Origin of the sequence: Moraxella lacunata (assembly GCF_900453205.1) — a bacterium.
Taxonomy (GTDB): domain Bacteria; phylum Pseudomonadota; class Gammaproteobacteria; order Pseudomonadales; family Moraxellaceae; genus Moraxella; species Moraxella lacunata_B.
This window is the reverse complement of sequence record NZ_UGQU01000003.1, coordinates 295,926-318,476: the sequence shown is the minus strand read 5'-3', so window position 1 is coordinate 318,476 and position 22,551 is coordinate 295,926. Positions and strand designations below refer to the sequence as shown.

Sequence of the window (22,551 nt, the reverse complement as noted above, 5' to 3'; positions counted from 1 at the left end):
AATTTAGGTTTGGGGGCGTTTTATGTGGGTTGTTTGGGGTGGTTTTTACAGTTGGTTAATGCACCCAACCCAAATCCATGAATTTTTTATGGAAAAAACATGGAAAAAAGCAAAAACCAATTTAAAAATGATAAAATTTGTGTATAATCTAATCTGATTATTATCCAGATTAAAAGCACCAATAACCCACCCAAGGACACATCATGCCCAAAATACCCCAAATGCCTAAGCCATCCCTCAAAGCACTAAGCCTAGCCATGGCAAGTGTGCTGCTCTGTGCCTGCCAGTCTACCTCCAGCACACACAGCACCACGCCCACGCCTGCCCATAACATCACGCACATCGACAAAAGCCTGTCACCATCCAAACTGGCACAGCACGACCTAGTCACGGCACTACGTCAGCACATGAATGCCGAGCGTTATGCGGTGTCCACTTATCACTATGCCGTCAAGCCCCTAGCAGTCAGCGAGATTGACAAAGACTCGGACAGTGCCTTTACCACCTTTATCAAGGTCATGGATTATAAGGACAAGGCTCACAAGACTGATGATGACGCAAGCGAGCCTTATATGACCATCAGCGACTATTTGGGGGAGGATGGCGAGCTTGGCGACTTGCCTTATCTACGCTATGATGATGAACAAAATGGACTCACCCCTGATACCGTAACTCGTGCGGTCGGCATGAGCGAAGAGTATCAAGCGGTGTCAGATGAGATTAAAATGTTGGCATATGAGCTAGAAAACCATACATTTACGTCTGCCTACATAAATATGGGTGATTTTGTCAAAGACAATGGACGTTTTGACCAACAAGCTTTTAAAAAGCACATCAATGACTTTGATCGCTCTTTTCAAGCCAAAGCCAATGCTTTACTTACCACTGCCCAAGGCTATCAAAAACAAGACATCCACCAACTACAAGCCTGTGCTACCACCTTTAAACAGGATGCCATAAACACCGCCAAGCACATCAAGACAGCTGATGATATTACAAATCATGATAATGAGTTATTTTCATTAGCAACTTTTGTGAATGCTTGCACTTATGCTGTTACTGGTGGAACACAGTTACTTCATCCTTATCATTACATCTCCAACCAAACAACCCAGCAAGAGTTGCAACAACAAGCAAGTGCCAAAGAGTGTGCCACTCATGCCATCGCTCAAAATCAGGCTTTGGTTCAGTCAGGCAAAGACCACATCAAGCATGCCGATGAGTTTAATGCAGTTCGTGAAGAATACACATCGTGCCATATATCATTAGCAGAGTCTGCCATGGATGATGACTATTATTATGAAAGTTATGACCCCTACTCAGGCGTGTTCGGCTCACTTCGTGCCTGTCGTGAGATGAAAGAACAAGAGCGTGAGCAGGGCAAAACAGACGTAAAAAGCCGTGATTATGGGCTGTCGTCCTTGCTTGGGGGGATATTTAAAATGAACCGAACCCCCGAACAGGTCACCGCCCAAAACCTATATCAGTATCAGCACCTAAGCATCCAAGGTCTCTCCCACCATGAACCGAGTGCCAAACGCAGTCAGCATTTGTGGTCGATTGACTATGACAGCCCCACCGCCACTTATTCCATGCAACTGCCTGTGCGTGCCGACCACGCCAAAGGCGAGCTGACCGCCGATGTCTCAGCCGTCTTGCCACTGGTCGCACTCATCAGTCCTAAGCACGCCCCCCTACCCAAAGACGTGCCAGACGGTCTGATGTCCTTTGTCCTGCCTGATGAATTGCAAAAACAGATACCTACTGACGTGATTTATACGGCAATCTCTGACGGCATCATCGCAGGCATGGAAGGACTAAATGGCGAGAAGTTTACACCCATGGACATCAGTCAAGACGCCTTTGCCAAAGAAGTTGGGGCAAGTCGTGCCATCAAGGTTGAGTTTGGTGCCAAAGAAATGGGTAAAGCCTACGCCATCATCGCCAAGCACGTCGGGCGTGATTTGCATGCTTATGTGAACAAGCACCCCGAGCATTATGCCGATAAAGTCAGCGACCACACCGACGCTGACGGCAACCCCATCAGCACGCCAAACACCATCAAATCCATCATTGACAACTTTACCATGCTAAACAGCAGTTATCGCACGGATGACGCGGGCGGACTGTTCGGGGCGGTTGAAGGCATACTGCCTTTTGCCTTGAACACGACCAGCTATGTTTATCTTGACCGCCAAGGCAACATCATCGCCACCCAGACCCTAAGCAGTCTGGACGAGCACATCAGTGGCATGACCACCCAAAGCCTAAACCAAGTCCGCTATGACAAGGGGCTGTTTGACAAACACGCTTTGGCACGCCAATTTAAAGACACCTTTGCCAAAACGACCGCCGTGGACGGCGTGGCACTCATCAAGCAAGCCAAAAAAGAAAACGAACAGCAATATGAAGCACTCATGGCACGCTATGGTTATGATTATGAGCTTAGCCCATCAGATGACCACGAATGCGAAGGCGATACAGCCTGTGCAGCAGCCGAAGCGGCAACGGCGGCAGCAATGGCGGCAGAAGAAGCAAGATAACCATTTACAAGGCTTGCCCCATTCTTGGCTTGATTTGATTAAATTACATTAAATTAAATTGATTGATAGAACTGATAAAATCGGTAAAATTGACAAAAATGCTAAAAACCAGCATTGCAATACTGATAAATTTATCTTTGTCATTTTAAACTTTACAAATCAATACCTTATCATCAGCCAAGATTGGGACTTATCCCGATTAATACACTCTAAGGAAAACCATGAAAACACTACCTTATCGCACACTAAGTTTGGCTGTCGTTAGCTGTCTGATGACCGCCTGTGCCACCACGCAAGCCCCACAGTCCGCCACCGCTAATACCGACCATCACGCCAAAGAAGTCCTAGCCAAAGCGGTCAAATCACAACTTCGCTCATCATTTAGCTACGAGACAAATGTCTATGTCTCTAACGACATCCGCCGTCACGCCCTAAAAGACGTCACCGACAGCACGCCAGCTGACGACTGCGAAGCGGTGCATGACCATGCTTATGTCCGCCTACTTCAAACTGCTAAGACGGACAATCTGCCCATCAGCGATGACAAATACCAAGCCCATCGCACCAAAATCAAAGACGACTTTTTGGCATGCCGTGATGAACAAGAACAAGCGTCCGCCTATCAGCCTTTTGACTTTGAAAATTTTTATGAACAAAGCGGACAGCTGACCCCCGATGAGCAAGAACAGGCATTCATCCACGCCATCAGCACTCACCTAGATGGTCAGACCAATGAGCCATCCGCCCGTCCTGCCACGCCCCTAGACGCCAAAAAAGCCGAGCTACTGCACGAGTATCTCATCACCCCATCTAGCGTGCGTGTGGTCGGCAGTTATCAACCCCTACAAGGCAAGTTTACCGCCTTGCCCATGCTAGACTACACCGCCAAAAACCTGCACATGTCCATCAATCAGCCCCTATACATCGACCTAAAAGCAGGGGGCATTTATCTGTGGGCGGATAACTTTGCTCTACTAAACAGCGAACTGCTTGACGCCAAACTGGGCGACAGCTGGCAAGGCAAATGGCTGTACATCCCCATCAATGACGGCAGTCTGCCCGAGAGCTTTACCCGTGATTTAATCAAAGCCTACCTAAACGCCAAAAAAGAGAGCTTTATGGCACTGCCCCAAGACGGTTTTGTCATGGCAGGGGCGGATGAGCTTAGCCAGTTGCCGTTTATCGCCAATAACCTGCCTGCCGATAAGCTAACCCTTATCCAAAACACGCCCACCATCATCAAAAATAACGTCAAAGAGTCTGCCAAAGCGTACAGCAACTATGTCTTTGCCGACACACTCTACCAAGAGATGACCGCCAAATATCCAACACTTACTCAGCAGATGCCCGATTTTTATGAGCGTGAGATTATTGACGGTGAGAGCGTGATTCATGTGATAAATGCCGACAGCGACACCGCCCAGACAGAGACAAAGGCGGAGACGAACACCGCTAATAACAGCCGTGATGACCTTGTGGTCAATAGCGAGCTACTCATGCGTGGGCTATTTTTGTATCTGCAACGGCAAATCGAGAGCTACTATGGCGAGCTACATAGCACCGATGATACGCCCCAAGAAGACCGCCCTATTTCTAAATATGCCCCTGCCACGCATTATGGTGTCTCACATGGCAAAATCGCTTGGGTACATCAGCGTCATTATCTGACCGATGACACGGTCGGAGCCAGATACATGGACAAGGCAGGCGTGACGGGCAGTGAACCGCTGTTTGTGGATGTCTTTACCCAAATCTTTCAAAACGCCAAACACGTAAATGAGTTCGCTCGCCTGCCATCTGCCAGTCAAACGCCCAATGCCGACAACAGCGTCAATCTCTTTACCTACCAAGACGCCCTACGAGCCAGATTCAAGGAGACAGGCGAGAAGCCACCTTTTATGGAGCATTATTCTCGTTATGCCTTAGGCAGTGCCAGTAATGATTATGACTATGGCGATGATGGCTATGATGGCGATGATTATGGCGATTACAGCGATGAGCTTTATGAAGATTACTTTGATGAAGATTATCTTGATGAAGACATGGATAATAACGGCAAACCCAGCGATAAATGAGTGTGTTGTCGATTTTAACCTATATAAAAAAGGGGATATACTCTATCCCCTTTTGTGTATTACACCCAACCAACTTGATATTTACCACGGGTTTGTAGGGGTGTGCTCAGCACGCCCCTACGTCCACACATCATTGTGTTTGTAGTAATTTTAAAGTTTCTTGGGTGTATATGTTGTATAAAGCCTTTTAAAAGGTTTGCTGATATTTAATGCGGAAACGGTCGCTGTTTGTCCGCATCTATCCACGCCTGCACCCATTCATCGGGCGGTAGGCTCACCCTGTCATAGCCAAGCGATGATAACACCTGTGCGGTCGGTATGGGTTTGCCCGTCATAAAGTTGGTTACCGCCGTACGAAGCAGTGCATGACAAGTGCATTTGCCATCCACCCACATCGTCTGCTCCATATAAAACCACTTATCATCAATGGCACATACCCGAGTTTTCATCAGCACTTTATCAAAGAGTCGCACACGTTTGCGATACTGAATGGTACTGCCTGCCACCACCAAACCCCACCGCTTTTGTACGAGTTTTTTACCCAGACCTGTACGAATGGCAAAGTCGTTTCGCCCTAGGTCAAACAACGTCAAAATCCGCCCATTGTTCATCTCAAAAAAGTTATCAATATCATTCACATTGGCGGTAAAACGATACTCGGTCGTGTCAGTCAGACCTGCCACCGTGCCTGACTTTTTGCTTTTGTGATAAGCGGTTGCACTGCTGATGATGTTTTGGGTTAGGCGTAAAAATGGATACATAATATACTCAGATTTTTATAAATGGATTAGTGATAAACGATTAGCCTTTACGTTTGGCGGCAAGCATTGCCTGAATGTTCGCCAAATAGTCTGTGGCGACCTTGTTCGGGTCGGCAGATTTTTGGCGTTTGGCAGGATAATCAATGTGGTCGCTTGGTAATTCGTCCAAAAAGCGTGAAGGCGTCGTCTGGCGATACTCTTTGCCCGCCCTGCGTTTTTGGGCGTACATCAAGGTCAGCTCATGCCTTGCCCGTGTGATACCCACATACATGAGACGGCGTTCTTCTTCGACCGTCTCCGAGACGATAGAGTTACGGTGTGGCAAGATGTCTTCTTCGACCCCAATGATATACACAAAATCAAATTCAAGCCCCTTAGCGGCGTGCAGGGTCATGAGATTCACTTTGTTGGTATTTTCTTCTTCTTGCTGTTGTTCTAGCATGTCTAGTAGCACAAGCTTACGAATCACCGCCTCAATGCTTTTTTCATCATCATCTTCGGCACGGTCTATGAGTGCATGAATGGACGAGTACAAGGATTCGATGTTATCAAGGCGGTTTTTTTCTTGTTGGGGCGTTTTGCTGTCTTCTTTGATGTAGTCAATATACCCCGTCTCCATAATCATCTGACGCACCAGTGGCATGGGGTCGGGGTTGTCATAAAGCTCACGGGTATAATGCTCAATGAACTCCCCAAAACTGGCAAGGGTCGCCCCTGCCTTTGCTCCCACTGCCGATTTTAGCCCTGCATGAGAGCAGGCAGACAGTAGCGATAGGCTGTGTTCTTGGGCGAACAGTCCGAGCTTTTCTAAGGTTGCCGAACCCATGCCACGCTTGGGCGTGTTGATGATCCGCAAAAATGCCGCGTCATCATCAGGATTTAGGATAATCCGCAAATAACTCATGACGTCCTTAATCTCCGTGCGAGCAAAAAATGACGTACCGCCCGAGAGCTTATACGGCACTTGTAGTGAACGCAGTTCGGCTTCTAGCACCCGAGCCTGAAAGTTGGAGCGGTACAGCACGGCATACTGCTCCCATGAATTGTTATGTCTTAGGCGGTGCGTCACTATCTCTTTTGCCACACGCTCCGCTTCCACCTCATCATCGGGCGAGCTTAGCACCCGAATCAGCTCGCCATGCCCTTTATCTGACCACAGCGATTTTTCAAAAATATGCTCATTATTAGTAATCACCGCATTGGCAGACGCCAGTATGCGGTTGGTAGAGCGGTAGTTTTGTTCTAGCTTGACAACGTGCAAATTGGGGAAATCCTGCTTTAATAATGCCATGTTCTCAGGCTTTGCCCCACGCCACGCATAGATAGATTGGTCATCATCGCCCACCACCGTGAACCTTGCCCGAATGCCGACCAGTAGCTTGATAAGCTCATACTGGGCGGTGTTGGTGTCTTGATACTCGTCCACGAGCAGGTAGCGAATGCGGTTTTGCCATTTTTCACGCACTCGCTCATTTTCTTTTAAAATGCGAGCAGGCAGGACAATCAAATCATCAAAATCCACCGCATTATACGCTCGCAAATTCCGCTCATAGAGTCCATACAGATGAGCAAAAATCACATCTTCGGGGTCGGTCAGTGTCCGCTCGGCATCTTCGGGGGCGACTAGGTCATTTTTCCAGTCGCTAATCATCTTAATCGCCTTACCCACCATGTCCGCACGCTCCGCCCCTGATAGGTTATCACGCACCATTAGCTCGGCAAGCAGGCGTTTGCTGTCGTCTGCATCCATGATACTAAAATTGCCTTTTAGGGGCGTGTTAATGAGTTCATACCGCAAAAACTGCAAACCAAACTGGTGAAATGTGGACACCGTCAGCCCACGAGTTTTCTCGCTTGGCAGGAGTTTTTTGACACGCTCTTTCATCTCCCTTGCCGCCTTATTGGTAAAGGTCATTGCCGTGATACGCTCGGCAGGCGTGTTGCAGTTTTGGATAAGATGAGCGATTTTTTGGGTGATGACCGATGTCTTGCCCGACCCTGCCCCTGCCAGAACGAGCAAAGGACCTGAAACATGGGCTAGGGCTTCTTGTTGGCGGGGGTTTAATTGGCTCATAATCTAAATTCTTCGGGCAAATGGTTGGCTATTATAATGGATTTTGGCAAATTGGGCAAAAGTTTGTGGTAAATTTATCGGTAATGTGCAGTGTTGTTATGCCGTATTTTTTGGTTAAAATTTATCCATATTACATAGAAAGGTGCGTAACACGCACCTGATGATTTTTATTATTTAAAATTATTTCAAATCAAGTCAAATAAAACAAACACCACACCGCACACACGCCCAAGACAATCCCCATACCGTTAATTTTGGAGATTTTTTCTTTAAAAATAAGCAGCCCCACAACCGCCCCCAAACATATCACGCCGATATTCATGCCAGCAAATACCAAGGTCGGGTCATCTTTATAGGCTTGATGAGCTTTGATATAAAATAAAATGTTAAAAAAGTTTAATGCCCCAAGCAAAATCCCACTCATCAAACTTTTACCTTGCCATTTGGTTTTATTGATTATCAAATAAATAAATAACAGCACAAATGCCAATATAAAACTGATTAAAAGTGTATTAGGAAACGCATTGCCAAGTTTCGCCATTTGTTTAAATAAAATATCAATCACGCCATAGCCTACCCATACCCCACCTAATATTAAGGCGGTGTTTTTGATATTTAATGAATTGTCCGTTTTTGCGTGGCTGTTTTTTAGATTGGGTTTATAAGTTAGGGTGATTAAAGATAAAAAGGCTAAGACAATACCCACGCCTTTGGCAAGCGTTAGACTTTCGCCAAAAATGGTAAATGACGCCAATATCGGCAAAAACAACGCCAAACGCTGTGCCACGTCTGATTTGGCGATACCGACTAATTGCACCGCCTTTGCCATGATGATAAATACACTCGGCAACAGCACGCCCAAGGCGATGACGATAAATGCCCCATTTGCCATAATTTCACTGACATTTAAACTGGGCTTTAATAAAAAAATACATAAAATAATGGCGGTGATATAATTCACCAAAATGGCTTGGGCGATATCAATACCTTGACGGCGTGCTACTTTTAGAAAAATAGACACCAAGACACTGGCACAAATGGCAGAGAGTAGAAAAATCATGGATGAAATATTTTGTTACAAATTGGTGTGATATTATAACCATAATTGGGCGTTTGTCAAGTGGCGTGAAGGGGTGTTCACCAAATCAACCAAGATGTCCACCCTTTTATCCAATTCTCCATTTGAAATCATCAATATGATGTGTGATAATAAAGCATCAAACTTAACAAAAATACGGTGCGATGAACATAAAAATTTCTATTCTTTTATTCATAATGTTACTTTCTGCCTGCACCAATCACAATCAAAATTCAAAAAACACGATTGAACATGATGTCAATATCACCAATGGCAACAAAGATAACAACAAACCACCGCCAGCATTACCAACCAATGATGAATTATTAAGCTCCCTAAAATCTAGTGATTGGCAAAAATTAGTGTTAACTTATGAAACTATATCCAATCAGTGGCGATTGATTGTAGTAAGTGATATAAATTTTAACAACCTAAATTTGCCGATTGTTAAAAAAGATGATTTTATATTGATTTTTGAAAAAAGTGTAGAATTAGACAATCATTGGATATACATGCCCAATAATTGCAACAGCATGGATGGTGAATTTGTACTCACCAAGACGGGTATAAAAATTCAAGGTAGCCTACCAACAACTGAAATGGCTTGCTCACCACTACCTAAAGATTTAGATGACAACATTATCCATACTGTTATTTTAAATGGTGATTATGAAATTTATCAAAAAGACATGCAAAAGATTTTAAAAATAACCCACAATCATCAATATTGGCTATTTATCAACACAGTTGCGACAAAGCCTGGCTTATGACAAATTTCAAATTCATTAGATGTGATATTTATTTAAAGCAAAGCAGATGTTTAGGTCATAGTTAATGTAAGTTTGATAAGGCTTGGCATTCTGCATTCTGATGATTTAGAGAGCATAAAACAGATAAATCACAAATGCAAATCATGTCCACATCTATCACAAAACTTAGCATTGGATGCATGCCCGAATTTACCGCATTTTGGGCAGGTGATGGGGTGTAGCTGTGGTCGCATGGTGCGTGACAGCTCAGCGGTAAAAATCCCTGTCGGTACGGCAATGATGGAGTAACCCATAATCATCACCATGCTTGCAATCGCTTGCCCTATCGGGGTTTTGGGGGAGATGTCGCCATAACCCACGGTTGTCAAAGTCACAACCGCCCAATAGATGGATTTGGGGATGCTGGTGTAGCCGTTCTCAGGGCCTTCGACCACGTACATGACCGAGCCAAAAATGGTCACAAGCAGTAATAATGATAGGAAAAAGACGATGATTTTGTGCTGACTGGTGCGAAAGGCAGCCGCCAAAAATCCTGCTTGTTGCATGTAGGATTTGAGCTTAAATACCCTAAAAATCCGCAAAATCCGCAAAATCCGCACCACAAGCAAATACTGCGTTCCCACAAAAAAGTAACTAAGATAGCTTGGCAATAACGCAAGTAAGTCAATCACGCCAAAAAAGCTAAACGCATAACGCTTGCGATTGGGGGCGGAGTATAGTCGTAATAAATATTCTATGGTAAATAAAATGGTAAAAAACCACTCTGCATACAAAAACAGCGTGCCATACTGCAAACGCAAATACAGCACGCTGTCAAGCATGACCACGACCACGCTAAAAGCGATACCGATGAGTAGCCCCACATCAAAAAATCGTCCCGCAGGCGTGTCAGTGCCTTCGATAATGATGTGGATTTTCTCTTTTAAGGGCAGGCTTTTTTTGTAAACAGGGGCTTTCATGCAAGATAGAATGAGAGAAAGATGGGCGTATTTTATAATAAAGTTGGGGCTTGGGATAGTATTTTTACAAAATTCTTGTTATGATTGATACGTTTTAGGCTTTTTACATTTGATTTATCATGAGAATCATCATCTTAATGCTACCCCTTGTCCTGACCACTTGCATGAACATGGCGGATTTTTCTGACAATGGGAGCCAAAACCCCCAAACTTACCCAACTTACGACCCAAATTGCCAACGCCATATCCCAGCCCCACGCACACCACAAGGCTATCTTGACATGAGTTCGCCTGAATATCAAGAAACGCATCATCGCACACATTGCCCCTAGCAAATATTGGCAAATCCGCCCAAACCTTGTATAATAACTCATTTTTATTATTTTCATTTTAAAGGTGCATTCTATGGCAGGTCATAGTAAATGGGCGAACATCAAACATCGTAAAGCCAAACAAGATGCCGCAAAAGGCAAAATCTTTACCAAAATCATTCGTGAAATCGTCTCCGCCAGTAAAGGTGGCGACCCAGACCCTGCCAACAACCCACGCCTGCGTGCCGTGCTAGAAAAAGCCAACGCCGCCAACATGACCAAAGACGTGATTAAACGTGCCATTGAACGTGGGCAAGGGGGCGGAGAAGGCGACAACGTCCAAGAGATTACCTATGAAGGCTATGGCGTGGGCGGTGTGGCAGTCATCGTGGAGACCATGACCGACAACGTAAACCGCACGGTGGGCGAGGTTCGCCATGCTTTTTCTAAGCACGGTGGCAACCTAGGTACATCAGGTTCGGTGGCGTATTTGTTCTCTAAGCGTGGCGAGATTGTTTTTAATGATGTATCTCTTGAAGATAAAGTCATGGAAGTCGCCCTAGAAGCAGGGGCAACGGATATTGAAAATGACGGCGAGAGCTTGCTTGTCATCACAGAGCCTAACGATTTTGGGGCGGTGGTGGATGCACTAGCTGATGCAGGGCTAAAAGCGGACAATGCCGAAGTAACCATGTCGCCAAGCACAAATGCTGACATTGATAACATTGATGATGCCCAGCGTGTGCTAAAAATGATTGATATGTTAGAGGATTTAGATGACGTACAAGAAGTCTATACTAACGTGAATTTTAGCGATGAAGTGATGGCACAATTAGATGCGTAATGCTTTAATAAATAGCCGTGTTTTGCATGGCTATTTTGATTTGGATAGATAAATGACAACCAACCAACAGACCACACATCGTCAAAACTACACTCGCCTAAACAACGCCATTGAAGGGATTGTGCTAACCCAAGATGACAAGCGTTTTATGACAACGGTGATTGACCGCCCCAAGGCACAGTTTTATCAAGCCGTCAAACAGCATTTGGGCATAAAGGCGTGAAAATCGGTTCGGCACATTCTGATGAGACCACCGCCAAGCATTATTTTTATGGCGAGATTGGCAAAAGCGTGCTTGTCAATAAACTTGGCATTACCACCCAAGCCGACCTTGACCGTGCCGAAGCGTTTTTTGTGGAATATGCCTTACACCATGGTTTGTCAAAAAACGCCCAAAGCCTATCGCCGCAAGACTTACAAGCCATGCACAAGGAGCTTTTTGGTGAGCTTTATGCGTGGGCAGGGCAATTTCGGGACTATACCACAGGGCGAGGATTGCCTTTTTGTCGTCCTGAATTTATCGCCAAAGAGCTTGCCAAAATCTATGATGAATTAACTTGCCAACTACATCACGGCATGGACAAACAAGCCTTTGTCAAAATAAGTGCCAAATTTATGGGCGAGCTAAACGCCATACACCCCTTTATTGACGGCAATGGTCGCACACAGCGAGAGACCTTGCTTATCATTGCTAATCAAGCAGGCTTTTATGTCGTGCTAAACGACACCACAACGCCTTATCTTTCCCAACAAAATGGTATCAAGCCGCCGAAGAGAGTCATTATTATGCCACTTATCACGGCTTTGAAGAGATTATTTTTAACATTATAAGTAACCAGCCATGACCCTATCCGACTACGTCCGCTCTATCATCACCGCCACCGTTTATGATGTCGCCATTCGCACACCACTTGATAAGGCAAGCAAACTCTCCGCCCGTTTTGGCAACGACATTCGCTTGAAACGCGAAGACTTACAGCCTGTGTTTAGCTTTAAATTGCGTGGAGCATACAACAAAATCAGCCAGCTTTCGGACGAACAAAAAGCAAAAGGCATCATCTGTGCCTCGGCTGGCAACCACGCACAAGGGGTGGCATATTCGGCAAATCGCTTAAAAATCAATAACTTAATTGTAATGCCCAAAACCACGCCCGACATCAAAGTCCAAGCGGTCAAAGCCTTTGGTGGACAGGTGTATCTACACGGCGACAGTTTTGACGAAGCCAACCGCTATGCCATAGAAAAATCCCAAACGGACGGTATGACCTACATCGCCCCCTATGATGACAAAGCAGTCATCGCAGGGCAAGGCACGGTCGCCCTTGAACTCTCCCAAGACTGGCGAGAGATGGAATATGTGTTTGTACCTGTGGGCGGTGGTGGCTTGGTGGCAGGCGTGTCGGCATTTTTGGGGGAAGTTGCCCCACACGTCAAGGTCATTGCGGTGGAATCCGAAGGGGCAGCGTGCCTAAAAGTCGCCTTAGCGGACGGCAAACGCACTCGCTTACCGCAAGTAAGCCTATTTGCAGACGGGGTGGCGGTCGCCCAAATCGGACAAATTCCTTTTGACATCGCCAATCTAACCAAATCCAACGGTCAAGGCAAAGTCATCGATAACGTGATAACCTGCAATAACGATGAAATTTGTGCCAGTGTCAAAGACATCTTTGAAGAAAACCGCCATATCGTTGAGCCGTCTGGGGCGTTGGCATTGGCAGGGCTAAAAAAGTACATCAAAGAGCATAACTTGACTGGCAAAAACTGCGTAGCGATTGTCTCGGGGGCAAATATGAATTTTGACCGCTTGCGTTATATTGCCGAACGCACTGAGATTGGCGAAAACAAAGAAGCGATTTTTGCGGTGCAGTTGCCCGAAAAAACAGGGGCGTTTTTGGACTTTTGTCGCACCTTGCAAGGGCGTAACATCACCGAATTTAATTATCGGTTAGACGCAACGAGTCCAAGCGTTGCCCAAATATTTGTGGGCATTGGCTTAAAAGACGGTCAGGCGGAACGCACCACGATTATGGACAATCTGGACAAGGGGGGCTACACCGCCTTTGACTTGACCGATGATGAAGTCGCCAAAACGCACATTCGCTATTTGATTGGCGGACACGGTCGGCTCAATGACGAAAAATTGTTCCGTGTGATGTTCCCAGAACGCCCCAATGCTCTATTAAATTTCCTTGAAAAACTCGGGCAAGATTTTAATGTAACTCTGTTTCACTACCGCAATCACGGGGCGGCAGAAGGACGAGTATTGGTGGGACTACAAGCTACCGCCCATTCATCACGGCAAATCGTGGACGCATTGACTGAGATTGGTTATGATTGTGAAGATTTAAGTGAAAATGTGGGCTATGGGGTGTTTTTGAAGTAGTTAGCTAATTTATGCTAGACCGTCAATTTATCAAACAACATGGCTTAAAGAGTATTGCGGTTGATTGTACCGCTTTGGACAAATCACTTTCAAAGTATGTATTGCCCCTATTCTTTGGCATATTTTTTGTTATGAAGTTTCAAGAATTAACGCCCTCTGAAGTCGTGACGATGCTTGTATTATTTGCCATTGGTATTTTTTATTTTATCACACTTAGCAAAAATCACGCTGATGAAGTTTGGGAAACGATTGACGGTTTTATTATTGTTATTGGTCAAAAATACGAAAAAATTCTTTTTAGTGATTTGGAACAAGTAAAATATCATACCAACTGGTTTTTGGATAACAAAAATCCGATTGTTACATTTTATTTTAAAAAGCCCAATCAATTTGGTAAAAAGGTATATTTTGTTACTTGGGAAGATGCGAGTAATTTTAAAACCGCTTGGACAAAAAATCCTGTAACGGAAAGTTATATCCATAGCCTGCAAGAAAAAATCAAGTAAACAGTCAATCAAAACCTATTAACAAATACACAATGACCATTCCAAACCTTGATACCCTACCCCATTGGTCGTTTGGCGACAGTCCACAAATGGCGGATGAACTTGTACAACTTGTATTAGACGGCAAAAAGACATTGACTTGCACCGCCCTAAGCTGGCATTTGAAAGAAAATGACAAAACTTTGGTCGGTGGCTATGAAGTCATCACGGACGGTCAAGACACACCCAAATGCGTGGTGCAACTTGTCGCCCAATTTATCAAAAACTTTGATGAAGTTGATGAAAATTTGGCAAAAAAAGAAGGTGAAGGCGATTTGTCTTTGCAGTATTGGCGAACAGCCCATCAAGAATTTTTTGAACGCTATGGGGTATTTGACAAACAAATGAGGCTTTTATTTACCGAATTTAAGGTGGTTTAAGTATTATGACCTTAATTCCAAAAAGTATTGCCAGTGATACTGTTTATTTTTATAAAATACAATATAAAATAATGTATTTTATTGGGATAATTTTTATCAGTATTTTTACCTTAACCGCCCTACCAATGGCATGCAATTCATCAATCATATTTTTCATTTTTGTGATTGTGATGACTGCTTTTCATATAATGGCTTTTAATTATATGAAAGCAAATATTTTAATTCTTGCCGATGAAGTCAAAGAAGTAGAAAATGGGTTATTTATTAGAAATGGCAAGATAAGTAAATCAATAGATTATGGTAATATCCAATCTGTTACTTATCGCTATTTATTTTCCATCAAAAATAATGTGGTAGAATTAACCTTTAAAAACCCCACCACATTGGGAAATAAAGTAAGGTTTATCAGTTGGGCGGATACTTGTAATTATAATAAAGAATTTACCCTAAATCCTTATGCCAAAACCCCAGAAACGCAGGCGTGGGTTGATGCTGTAAAGGAAAAAATTGTACAAAATACCAACAAGAACCCATCATAAAAAATACTTCTTAAATCATAAGAATGTGGTCATTTTAATTATTAAACCATCAACAAGCCCAAATTCTCATTTAAGCAGTCATGCCTATGAGCTATTGACAAACAATCTTTTGCCCATAGATAGTAGGGATTAGGTAAGCCCTGTCATCTATCAAAAGAGTCAAACCATGTCCACCCACACCCTAACCATACAAGGCATGACCTGCCAAGCCTGTGCCACTCGCCTAGAAAAAGTCTTAAATAAAAAAGAGTGCGTAGAGCGTGCTGATGTGAACTTTGCCACAGAAACGCTGACCCTTAGCATGATAGGCGACACGTCTCACGATGAGATTTTGACATGGATAAAAAAGACAGGCTTTACAGGGGAATTTGTCCAAGACCAATCCCAAACCACGCCCCATAGTGACGCACCGCCATATCGCTTGATTGCCCTTGGTGTGCTGTCCTTGCCGTTTTGGGTGGGTATGGCAGGCATGATGATAGGCTCGCACGCACTCATGCCCCCAAATTGGGTGCAGTTTGTGCTAGCAAGCATTGCCCAGTTTGCCCTTGCCACACCTTTTTATAAAGGAGCGTGGGCAGGGATAAGGGGCGGACTTCTTGGCATGGACATGCTGGTGGCATTGGGGACGAGTATGATTTGGGCGTATTCTACTTATGCTTATCTTGTGGGCGGTCATGTGTATTTTGAAGCAAGCGTGATGATTTTGACTTTTGTGAGCCTTGGTAAATACCTAGAACACCGCACCAAAACAGGCAGTCTTAACGCCTTATCCAAACTCATGGAGCTACTACCGCAGACGGTCAAGGTCAAGCGTGGCGATGTGTGGTCGGACGTGGCGTTGGCGGACGTCAAAGTGGGCGATATTTTGCAAGCCAATCATGGCGACAAAATCGCCGTGGACGGGGTCATCATGGACGGTCAAGGGGACATTACCCAAGCTCATCTAACAGGAGAAAGTGCCTATTTATCAAAAACTTATGGCGATGACGTACTGGCAGGGAGCGTGGTGGTGGACGGTAGTTTTGCCTATCAAGCCCACGCCACAGGCTCACAGACCACCCTTGGGCAGATGACGGACGCACTGTCGCACGCACAGGGGACAAAGGCTCCGATTGCACGGCTTGCCGACCGTGTGGCAGGCGTGTTTGTGCCTGTGGTGGTGGGGCTTTCGGTGCTGACGTTTTTGGCAAATTGGTATCTTTTGGGGCAATTTGACACCGCACTCATGCGAGCGGTTGCCGTACTTGTTATTGCTTGCCCGTGTGCGTTGGGGCTTGCCACGCCCACAGCGATTATGGCGGGCATGGGGGTGGCAAGTCGGCATGGGGTGCAGTTTTTGGACGCGGTGGCGTTGGAGACGGCAGGGCAGATTGGGGCGATCGCCTTTGATAAGACAGGCACGCTGACGAACGGTCATCTTGTGGTGGTGGATACATTGAGCCTGACCGATACGCCCACATTGCTTGGCGTGAGTGCAAGCATTGAGAGCCACAGCACGCACCCCCTGGCCCGTGCAATAACCGCTTATGCTCATGATAATCACGCTCCGACATTGACTGCCCAAAATATCCTAAGCCAAGCAGGGCAAGGCATACAAGGCGACATCGCTGGCGTGGGCGTGGTAAAGGTGGGGACGAGCGGTTTTGTTCATGCTGATTTGGGCGAGAAAGAACACGCCTTTATCCAAGCCAATCCTACTGCCAGTCTTGTGTTTGTGGCAATTGATGACAAGCTGGCAGGGATTTTTGCCCTAGCCGACACCCTAAAAGCGGACGCCTGCACGCTCATTGATAAACTCAAAGCAGACGGTATCACGCCTGTTATCCTAAGTGGCGACCGTCAAAGCGTGGTGGACAGCGTAGCAGATGAGCTTGGCATAGACGGCTATGGGGAGCTATCGCCACAGGATAAATCCTTAAAAATCAAAGAATTACAAAAAACTCACAAAACCGCCATGATAGGGGACGGTATCAATGACGCCCTAGCAATGACCACAGCCGACATCGGCATGGCGGTGGGGGGTGCCACAGACGTGGCGACAGGCTCGGCAAGTGTTCGGCTCATACAGTCGGAGACGGGCGGGGCGATGAGTGTTTATCACGCCCACAAAATCGCCAAATTGACCTTGACGAACATCAAACAAAACCTATTTTTTGCCTTTATTTATAACATCATCGGCATACCGCTTGCGATGATTGGTGTCTTAAATCCGATGATAGCCAGTATCGCCATGGCATTAAGTTCGCTGTCGGTGCTTGCCAATGCGTTGCGGTTAAAGGGGGTGGATTTAAAAGAAAATACAAAGGATAAATAAATGGGGTATCATTTTAATTAAAATGATGGTAAAAATACACGATATTGGTGGGTGCTAATTACGCACAAAATTGTGATTAAATTTATTTTTTAAAATAAATTGATTAAAAAATTAGGTGTGGTCTAAAAAAGTATGTTGAACTAGGTTTTCCGTTCGCCAAACGCTTGCCTGTGGGTCGGTTTCCGTCATGGGCAGGCATAGCTCACCACGAACGAAAAACCGTGGTGCTTTTTCATTTTGTAGAGTGTAATTCGACGATAACCATACCTGCCTTTGTGTGTATGATAAATGTGCTTTATCTGTTCTTTTAAAGGCAAGTCTTTGTCTGCTTTGATGAGTTGGGCTTTGTTGAATGGCTTGAACGGCATTAAGCTTAAAGTCTGTGTCATAAACAGCCTTTGCATGTCGTCTTTTGATGCCATCAATGCCATGTGTTTGATGGGTTTTAACCCATGGCTCTACAGTCTTGTGGTTTAGATTAAAGTGTTTGGCGGTTTGGTGATAACTGTGATGATTAAGATAATACTCAATCACAGACAGTTTAAAGTCGGTTGGTATTTTGCCATAGAAAGTACCCCAAAGGTTAGAGTGGCAAGCTTTGGGGGTGGTTCATTAGATAACGGTAGTTTTTAAAAATCATACCAATCTGGCACTCGCCAATTGAGTCAGCTGATACAACGCATGGCGGTATTTGTTATCAGGCAGTTTCATGAGAGCCGTTTGGGCAAGGCGAGTTTCGTCCAACGCCCGATTTTTGCAATAGTCCAACGCCCCTGATGACTTCACCAAGCCGATGAGCGTCTCGGCATTGTCCGTTTTGCCTGTTTGCACAGCGATTCTTAGCTTGTCATAGTCATCGCTGTTGGTTTGTTTTAGGATTTCTAAGGTTTTGATAATCGGTAAAGTGGGCTTACCTTCGGCTAGGTCATCGCCCAGATTTTTGCCCATCGTTTGACTGTCGCCCATAAAGTCCAGCACGTCATCAATCATCTGAAAGGCATTGCCAAAATGTTGCCCAAAATCAGACAAATTGGCAAGTAACTCCTTGTCATCATGCTTACCATGAAGCAAAGCCGAACCCACGCACGCCATCATAAAAAGCCGTGAAGTCTTACCATCAATGATTTGTAGATAGTCGCTTTCGGTCGTCTCGATGTTGTGCTGGTGTTGCAGTTGTAGTACCTCGCCTTCGGCAATGTCGCACGTCCCGTCCGAGAACAGCTTTAATAACGCCATGTCGCCAAAACCCGTCAAAAGGTTAAACGAGCGTGCAATAAGATAGTCGCCCACCAGTACAGCCGTGGCGTTATTCCAAGTGGCGTTGGCGGTCGGTCGCCCCCGTCTCATGCCAGACTCATCAATCACGTCATCATGCACGAGCGTGGCGGTGTGGAGCATCTCGGTAATCGCCCCAAGTTCTAGACTTGGCTTGTACTGCTCGTCCTTTATCATGCGTGAGATAAGCAAAGTCATCAAAGGTCGCATACGCTTACCGCCTGCGTTGATGACGTGGTCGGACACTTTCATGATGAGCTGAACTTTGGAATTTAGCGAGCCAAAAACCTGCTTGTCCATGACGGCAAAATCATCAGCAACAACGGATAAAATCTCAGAATAAGTGGGCGTGATCATTGTCATTCTCAAAACTAAAATGGGGCTATGATAGCACATTTGAGGGCATTGGGCAAAAGGAGAGATGGGATTTTGTACCAACTTTTAGCAATTTTATAAATAACCATAAATTATCAATTTATAAAAATCCATAAACTATTTTTAAAATTTTTGCCCTTTTTCTCACTTTTTATCTTGTCAAACGGTGTAAAACTGTGCATAATACCCCTTTGACCAAACCCAATAAATACAGGCAGGTATTATGTCTTTTTTAACCCACCATACAGAAATTGATGATGTGAATATTGAAAAAATCACACCCCTAATCACCCCCGCCGAACTAAAACGCACCTACCCCCTATCTAGCCAAGCATTTAGCACCGTGTTGCACGGTCGCAAGGTCATCGAAGACATTTTGGATGGCATAGACAAGCGTATCCTAGTCGTGGTCGGACCTTGCTCTATCCATGATGTCAATGCCGCCCATGAGTATGCGGACAAATTAAAAGTGTTGGCGGACGAGCTAAAAGACGAGCTATTTATCGTCATGCGTGTGTACTTTGAAAAGCCACGCACCACCACAGGCTGGAAAGGGCTTATCAATGACCCGAACATGGACGACAGCTTTGACATCGAAAAAGGGCTTGGTATGGCTCGTAAGCTACTTTTGGAATTAAACGAAAAAGGCTTGCCGTGTGCCACCGAAGCCCTTGACCCTAACACCCCCCAATATATGCAAGATTTGATTAGCTGGTCGGCAATCGGAGCCAGAACCACCGAATCACAAACCCACCGTGAGATGTCAAGCGGTTTGTCTTGCCCTGTCGGTTTTAAAAACGGTACGGACGGCTCCATGACCGTAGCGGTCAATGCCATGCAAGCGGTCAGCTCAGGGCATAGCTTTTTGGGATTGTCATCAGACGGACAAGTGTCTATCATCAAATCCAAGGGCAATAAATACGCCCATGTGGTATTGCGTGGCGGTAACGACCAGCCCAACTATGATGAAACCGCCATTGCCGCCGCCGAAAACGAGCTTGCCCGTGGCAAAACCAACGGCAAAATCATGGTGGACGCAAGCCATGCCAACTCTGGCAAAGACCCCTACTTACAGCCCATGGTTATCCAAAACATCGCAGGGCAAATCCAAAAAGGCAACAAATCTATCATGGGTCTCATGATTGAAAGTCACCTAAAAGGCGGTCGTCAAAATATCCCTGCCGACCTAAGCCAATTAGAATACGGCAAATCGGTTACGGACGGCTGTTTGGATTGGGACAGCACAGTGGACGTGTTACGTCAGTTTGCCAAAGACGTCAAAGAGCATTTGCCAAATCGTTAAAACTGGCGGTAAAAACCTTAAATCCACAAATAAAGGCGGAGAGATTCGCCTTTATTGTTTCTATACCCTATAAAGACATTAACCTAAAAAGTACACTCTGCAAAATGAAAAAGTGCTAAGGTTTTTCGTTCGTGATGAGCTAAGTCGAACCATAATAGAAACCGACCCACAGGCGTAACTCAGGGTGAACGGCTTGCGTGCAGAATTCAATTTTGTTCGCTGTAGAATAAAGAGCAAACCAAAAGGGCTAAGTCCTGTGAACTTACAGAATCTTAGTCCAATCGGAGTTGATACAACCACTTGCCACAACCTAGTCTTTTGTCTTATGTCTAAGATTTAAAGGTCGGTTCAATTGGGTGGTTTTGTCAAAATACAACATTATTAGAGCAAATTACCCCACCCAAAATCACGCACCACCTTGCCAAATCCATCATCAAGTGGGGCGACCACCGTGATACGCTTGCCACTCATGTCATCAAATGCCAAAGTATGAGCGTGCAAAAGCAGCCTTGATACGCCTGTGAACTCTGCCACCGCACGATTTTGGGCGGTGTCGCCATGCGTGGTATCGCCAACAATGGGGTGAAAAAGATGAGTCATGTGCCGTCTTAGTTGGTGTTTTCGCCCTGTAACTGGGATAAGTTTCATAAGGCTATACCGAGATGTGGCGTATCTATCCACCGAGACAAAGGGCATTTCGCACGTTGCCAAATTCTCATAATCAGTCATGGCGGACTGTGGTTCTTTGTCGCTACTGGCAAATTTATCAGCGATTTTGTCAAGTTTGACCTTTAAGGGATAATCAATCCGCCCGCTGCCGAGCAAATACCCACGCACCACCGCCAGATACGACTTTTCTACCGTGTGCTTTTCAAATTGTAAAGATAATGTCCGTGCCACGTCTGACGACTTAGCAAATAATAGCACCCCTGATGTCGGGCGGTCTAGCCGATGAACAGGGAAAACGTGTTGCCCAAGCATATCACGCAAAACCGTCATCACAAATACCGTCTCATGCTTGTCAAGCCATGAGCGATGAACAAGCATACCAGCAGGTTTGTTTACCACCACCACGTCATCATCTTGATATAAAATTTGTAACATTTTGCCGTTTCCGATTTATTTAGCTTGCCTGATAGAGCGACTGGGGCAGTATTTTACCTTGCTACAACAAATAACGCCAGTTTATCTTGCAATTTATTCATCTTGCAAAAAACACCCACCAAATCCCAATTTATTTTACTTTTACCCCCAAAAGCGTGTAAAATAGCACCTTTTAGACACATCACACCCATGAAAGCCCTACTTGATTACATTCCCATCATTGTCTTTTTTTATCTGTATAAGACCACAGACAAGGACAATCCTGCCCACCCCCTACTGACCGCCATTGGGCTAACAGGGGGCGAGAACAACAACCACATCATCGTAGCGACCGCAGGGCTGACCCTTGCCACGCTTGTCATATATGGCTTTTTGTTTGTCAGTCAAAAATTTCGTCTGCAAAAACAGCAGATTTTTGTGCTACTGATGACCGTGGTGTTTGGCGGGCTAACCCTTGCCTTGCGTGATGATTTTTATATTCGCCTAAAAGCGATTTTAATTAATCTAGGCTTTGCCCTTGCCTTATTTTTGTCGCCATTTTTTTTGAGCAACAAAGAATCCGCCATTCAAAAACTACTCTCCCCTGTGTTTGACTTATCATCATCAGCATGGAAAAAACTTAATCTAGCATGGGCAGGATTTTTTGTACTCATGGCAAGCCTACACGCCTTTTTTGCCTTTATCTTTATGGGGGGCGAGTACTGGGGCGAGTTTACCGCCTTTGGCGATATTATCGTCATGATAAGCTTTATGGTCGGTATGTTTATTGTCCTGCGTAAACACATTAAGATAGATGAAACAGCAGTTAAAAAATAATTTAAAAGTGCTAAAATATGGCTTTACCTATGATTCATAGATATCCATAGATTTTATTTTAATTTATCAAAATAAAATTGATAAAAATATCTTGCAAAC

20 protein-coding genes and 2 pseudogenes are annotated in these 22,551 nt (G+C 45.0%); 14 read left to right on the top strand and 8 right to left on the bottom strand.

What is annotated here, in order from left to right; all coding sequences use genetic code 11:
* Window positions 1-203 precede the first annotated feature (203 nt).
* Together DX073_RS10525 and DX073_RS10520 are read left to right on the top strand one after the other, a co-directional pair.
* A complete protein-coding gene (locus DX073_RS10525; protein ID WP_115008011.1) occupies window positions 204-2,543 on the top strand; it encodes a hypothetical protein in 2,340 nt (779 codons plus the stop codon).
* Window positions 2,544-2,764: 221 nt separating this feature from the next.
* On the top strand, window positions 2,765-4,618 hold the full coding sequence (locus tag DX073_RS10520) for a hypothetical protein (RefSeq protein ID WP_115008010.1): 1,854 nt from the start codon (window positions 2,765-2,767) through the stop codon (window positions 4,616-4,618).
* 206 nt (window positions 4,619-4,824) lie between these two features.
* Here the strand turns inward: DX073_RS10520 and DX073_RS10515 are convergent, their stop codons facing one another.
* The 3 genes from DX073_RS10515 to DX073_RS10505 form a co-directional block, all read right to left on the bottom strand.
* Window positions 4,825-5,379, bottom strand: a complete 555-nt coding sequence (locus DX073_RS10515; protein WP_115008009.1) for an acyl-CoA thioesterase — start codon at window positions 5,377-5,379, stop codon at window positions 4,825-4,827.
* 40 nt (window positions 5,380-5,419) lie between these two features.
* Complete coding sequence (locus DX073_RS10510) at window positions 5,420-7,453, bottom strand: UvrD-helicase domain-containing protein (protein WP_115008008.1); 2,034 nt, start codon at window positions 7,451-7,453, stop codon at window positions 5,420-5,422.
* A 190-nt stretch (window positions 7,454-7,643) separates the two neighbouring features.
* The gene (locus DX073_RS10505; RefSeq protein ID WP_115008007.1) at window positions 7,644-8,513 is read right to left on the bottom strand and encodes an EamA/RhaT family transporter; all 870 of its coding nucleotides are present in this window, start codon (window positions 8,511-8,513) and stop codon (window positions 7,644-7,646) included.
* 182 nt (window positions 8,514-8,695) lie between these two features.
* Here DX073_RS10505 and DX073_RS10500 point away from each other — a divergent pair, with 182 nt between their 5' ends.
* Window positions 8,696-9,301 carry an META domain-containing protein gene (locus DX073_RS10500; RefSeq protein WP_115008006.1) on the top strand — a complete coding sequence of 202 codons (606 nt, stop codon included), beginning with the start codon at window positions 8,696-8,698 and terminating at the stop codon, window positions 9,299-9,301.
* 128 nt (window positions 9,302-9,429) lie between these two features.
* Here the strand turns inward: DX073_RS10500 and DX073_RS10495 are convergent, their stop codons facing one another.
* Window positions 9,430-10,260, bottom strand: coding sequence for an ion transporter (locus DX073_RS10495; RefSeq protein WP_115008005.1), 831 nt, complete (start codon window positions 10,258-10,260; stop codon window positions 9,430-9,432).
* Between the two features lie 119 nt (window positions 10,261-10,379).
* Here DX073_RS10495 and DX073_RS14115 point away from each other — a divergent pair, with 119 nt between their 5' ends.
* The 9 genes from DX073_RS14115 (at window position 10,380) to DX073_RS10455 (ending at window position 17,579) form a co-directional block, all read left to right on the top strand.
* Window positions 10,380-10,592, top strand: a complete 213-nt coding sequence (locus tag DX073_RS14115; RefSeq protein ID WP_147279721.1) for a hypothetical protein — start codon at window positions 10,380-10,382, stop codon at window positions 10,590-10,592.
* Window positions 10,593-10,665: 73 nt separating this feature from the next.
* On the top strand, window positions 10,666-11,415 hold the full coding sequence (locus tag DX073_RS10485) for a YebC/PmpR family DNA-binding transcriptional regulator (RefSeq protein ID WP_115008003.1): 750 nt from the start codon (window positions 10,666-10,668) through the stop codon (window positions 11,413-11,415).
* A gap of 52 nt (window positions 11,416-11,467) precedes the next feature.
* Window positions 11,468-11,638 carry a hypothetical protein gene (locus DX073_RS14360; protein ID WP_156471027.1) on the top strand — a complete coding sequence of 57 codons (171 nt, stop codon included), beginning with the start codon at window positions 11,468-11,470 and terminating at the stop codon, window positions 11,636-11,638.
* Window positions 11,635-12,246, top strand: coding sequence for a Fic/DOC family protein (locus DX073_RS10480; RefSeq protein ID WP_115008002.1), 612 nt, complete (start codon window positions 11,635-11,637; stop codon window positions 12,244-12,246). Before DX073_RS14360 ends, DX073_RS10480 begins: the two co-directional genes overlap by 4 nt.
* 10 nt (window positions 12,247-12,256) lie before the next feature.
* Window positions 12,257-13,798 carry a threonine ammonia-lyase, biosynthetic gene (ilvA, locus tag DX073_RS10475; protein WP_115008001.1) on the top strand — a complete coding sequence of 514 codons (1,542 nt, stop codon included), beginning with the start codon at window positions 12,257-12,259 and terminating at the stop codon, window positions 13,796-13,798.
* Window positions 13,799-13,809: 11 nt separating this feature from the next.
* Window positions 13,810-14,304, top strand: a complete 495-nt coding sequence (locus DX073_RS10470) for a hypothetical protein (RefSeq protein ID WP_115008000.1) — start codon at window positions 13,810-13,812, stop codon at window positions 14,302-14,304.
* Window positions 14,305-14,336: 32 nt separating this feature from the next.
* The gene (locus tag DX073_RS10465) at window positions 14,337-14,723 is read left to right on the top strand and encodes an ASCH domain-containing protein (RefSeq protein WP_115007999.1); all 387 of its coding nucleotides are present in this window, start codon (window positions 14,337-14,339) and stop codon (window positions 14,721-14,723) included.
* A 5-nt stretch (window positions 14,724-14,728) separates the two neighbouring features.
* On the top strand, window positions 14,729-15,262 hold the full coding sequence (locus DX073_RS10460) for a hypothetical protein (protein WP_115007998.1): 534 nt from the start codon (window positions 14,729-14,731) through the stop codon (window positions 15,260-15,262).
* A 166-nt stretch (window positions 15,263-15,428) separates the two neighbouring features.
* Window positions 15,429-17,579 (top strand): heavy metal translocating P-type ATPase, encoded by a 2,151-nt coding sequence (locus tag DX073_RS10455; protein WP_115007997.1) that lies wholly within the window; start codon window positions 15,429-15,431, stop codon window positions 17,577-17,579.
* A 242-nt stretch (window positions 17,580-17,821) separates the two neighbouring features.
* Here DX073_RS10455 and DX073_RS14745 read toward each other — a convergent pair.
* From DX073_RS14745 to DX073_RS10445, 3 genes and pseudogenes are all read right to left on the bottom strand, one after another.
* A pseudogene (locus DX073_RS14745) lies at window positions 17,822-17,911 on the bottom strand (IS3 family transposase); the annotation flags it as partial.
* A gap of 82 nt (window positions 17,912-17,993) precedes the next feature.
* Window positions 17,994-18,113: pseudogene (locus DX073_RS15085) on the bottom strand (helix-turn-helix domain-containing protein); the annotation flags it as partial.
* Window positions 18,114-18,215: 102 nt separating this feature from the next.
* Complete coding sequence (locus DX073_RS10445) at window positions 18,216-19,211, bottom strand: polyprenyl synthetase family protein (RefSeq protein WP_220186756.1); 996 nt, start codon at window positions 19,209-19,211, stop codon at window positions 18,216-18,218.
* 241 nt (window positions 19,212-19,452) lie between these two features.
* Here DX073_RS10445 and DX073_RS10440 point away from each other — a divergent pair, with 241 nt between their 5' ends.
* On the top strand, window positions 19,453-20,532 hold the full coding sequence (locus DX073_RS10440; protein ID WP_029103111.1) for a 3-deoxy-7-phosphoheptulonate synthase: 1,080 nt from the start codon (window positions 19,453-19,455) through the stop codon (window positions 20,530-20,532).
* Window positions 20,533-20,913: 381 nt separating this feature from the next.
* Here DX073_RS10440 and truC read toward each other — a convergent pair whose 3' ends face one another.
* Complete coding sequence (truC, locus tag DX073_RS10435) at window positions 20,914-21,636, bottom strand: tRNA pseudouridine(65) synthase TruC (protein ID WP_115007995.1); 723 nt, start codon at window positions 21,634-21,636, stop codon at window positions 20,914-20,916.
* Between the two features lie 189 nt (window positions 21,637-21,825).
* Between truC and DX073_RS10430 the strand changes: the two genes are divergently transcribed.
* The gene (locus tag DX073_RS10430; RefSeq protein WP_115007994.1) at window positions 21,826-22,452 is read left to right on the top strand and encodes an inner membrane-spanning protein YciB; all 627 of its coding nucleotides are present in this window, start codon (window positions 21,826-21,828) and stop codon (window positions 22,450-22,452) included.
* Window positions 22,453-22,551: the final 99 nt, after the last annotated feature.